The sequence below is a fragment of the Peribacillus huizhouensis genome, assembly GCF_014138605.1.
Classification (GTDB): Bacteria; Bacillota; Bacilli; order Bacillales; family DSM-1321; genus Peribacillus; species Peribacillus huizhouensis.
The window spans coordinates 1-2,371 of the sequence record NZ_JACJHX010000049.1 but is presented as its reverse complement, the minus strand read 5'-3'; the positions used below and the strand labels follow the sequence as shown (position 1 = coordinate 2,371).

The following is a 2,371-nucleotide window of genomic DNA, read 5'->3' as shown; positions in this document are numbered from 1 at the left end:
ATATTAAGTTTTATAACAATAAACGTTTTCAAAAAAAATTAAATAACCTCAGCCCTACTGAATATAGAGCTAAGGCTGCCTAATAAGTGAACCTTCTTATTAATTGTCTACTTGACGGGGATAAGACCAGTTTGGAAGATCCTTTTTCAGTACCTATAAGGGTGATTATGGTAACTAGTTTTGTATAAAGTATGCATACTTTTTAAACCTAATATTGCGACTTAAAATTAAGGTGTTGTAAACAATGATTTCTACAAACTTTACAAATCTGTGCGCATAATGGGGCAATAGATTTTGAAAAATAGCTACAACGTGTAATATATTTTTTTAGATTAATCCGGGACACTTTATGTTAAATGTCTTTTTATTTTAAAAATACACGAAAACAAGAGATATACAACGGAATTTTAAGAATAATCAAATTAATTGCGTTTTCATGGGTAATGTTCTCGCTTTCATGGTAAATGGTTGCGTTTTCATTGACTTTGACTAAAAAAGCTTCAAATTGTATAATATAACCATAGAAACGAAATAGAAAAGAGCAAAAAGACGATAAAGGATGGTGTAAAAATGGTATTTACAATGATTAACAATCAATGGCGTATTTTTGATACAAAAGAAGAAGCTGCAAAAGCTGTAGCAAAAGAAGTGCGTGGGCATAAAATAAACGACGAATCAGACAATTTGTAGGTAGTTAACTACTAAATTGTCTGTTTTTTTTGTAATAAAGCAAAATCGACTATAAGCTTCTGGTTAGATGTCTAAGAGTACTTACTACTTATGCAAGTATGAGAACCAAAAAACATTTGTAAAATATCCCCCGACTATCACCTCTTTACATTGTTATTAGGTAAATAATCCCTTTTGTAAAGCACCCGATTTTATACTCACTACCCCTCAAGACTAATCGAAGCATCACAAATGAATATGATGGGAAATATATTGATATTGAGCAAGGGAGTTTAGTCAGTCATAATTAAGATTTACTTTCACCAGGTACCCTTGCTCTTAATCGTAAAGAACAACGGATTCTTGACAGTGGCAATAAGGATAAATAACAATCTTGCACGTCTGCTAGTAATGGTATTACATAACTCAAGTAGCGATAATCATAAAATGGACATGTAACAGATTCTCATTGATATCAAGAATAAACTCTCATTTTGTCTTCTCTTATAAGTTTAATCGGATATAATATATTTAGAGCAACATTTAGGTTTTTATTTTTTCTAAGAGTTGATAAAAGGGGATGCCTCAATGAATAAAGAGAAACTATTAAAAAGGCTTCAGAGTGCCCATCAAGGTAATTTATTTTCACTAGAAATTCCCAAGAATACTAAAGAAGATGAAAATAAGATTGAAGAATTGGTTAAAGAATTAGAGAGAGAAGGAAAAATTAAATTAAGAGAGTATGTGCAGCGAGAATACTCCGTTTATTTACAAGGAATCCTTAAGTATGTATCCGATTAATCGGGTACTTTTTTATTAGGGTTAAGAAAAAACTTTAACAGAGACTTTTGAAAAGAACAGAGTACATATAACCCGTCTTATATGTCTGGTACCTCTTTTGTGGCAATAAAAAACAGAAAACTATTAGCTCCTGCTCCTACCTACCTTAACAACTTTGTTCGTATAAGTGATCTTGATGATCTGCTAAGGTATAATCTCCAATATCTTCATACATCTCTTTAAGATAACCGGCCACCCGGTTATGAATCTCATATAGTATAGGTTTGGAATAAAGTTCGATCAAATTGATACTAATTACTTTAATAAATGAACAAAAGGGAAGAGAGTGTTTTTAAAGGACGCTTTTCCCTTTCTTACAGGCTGTAGTGCTGCCGCCGTTTAAACATTACCTTTTTTATTTATTTCAAAACCACAATAATAAAATGCATATTATCCAATCAACCATATAGAAATATTGGAATTCTGGAACGCTGATTTGTCACTAAAAGGATCATCTGCTAGAATCAACCTAATTAAACTAACAAGTAGGTGATACTATGTGTGGACGATATACTCTATTCACTGACATAGAAGAAATAATGGACCGTTTTGACATAAATGCTCCATTTAATAACGAGTATCAATTCAGTTATAATATCGCTCCTTCACACTCTGTTTTGTCAGTAATCAATGACGGAACAAAGAATCGTTTAGGCTACCTTCGTTGGGGATTAATTCCTTTCTGGGCTAAAGATGAAAAGATTGGTTACAAAATGATCAACGCTAGGGCTGAGACGATCGCTGAGAAACCAAGTTTTAAGAATGCATATAAAAAGAAACGTTGTTTAATACTTGCTGACTCTTTCTATGAGTGGAAGAAAACACCCGAACGTAAAATTCCCATGCGAATCAAACTTAAGAC

3 protein-coding genes are annotated in these 2,371 nt (G+C 32.3%); all 3 read left to right on the top strand.

The window, feature by feature from the left end; all coding sequences use genetic code 11:
- Nucleotides 1-2: 2 nt before the first annotated feature.
- Nucleotides 3-83, top strand: coding sequence for an IS3 family transposase (locus tag HNP81_RS24865; RefSeq protein WP_372442159.1), 81 nt, complete (start codon nucleotides 3-5; stop codon nucleotides 81-83).
- Nucleotides 84-1,257: 1,174 nt separating this feature from the next.
- Complete coding sequence (locus HNP81_RS23525) at nucleotides 1,258-1,470, top strand: hypothetical protein (protein WP_028390166.1); 213 nt, start codon at nucleotides 1,258-1,260, stop codon at nucleotides 1,468-1,470.
- 536 nt (nucleotides 1,471-2,006) lie between these two features.
- The coding region (locus HNP81_RS23520; RefSeq protein ID WP_182504181.1) for an SOS response-associated peptidase at nucleotides 2,007-2,371 on the top strand (365 nt) is incomplete at its 3' end.

What these genes read in the sequence shown, in the direction of transcription:
- HNP81_RS23525 (WP_028390166.1), top strand. Translation starts at nt 1,258, where the DNA reads ATGAATAAAGAGAAACTATTAAAAAGGCTTCAGAGTGCCCATCAAGGT.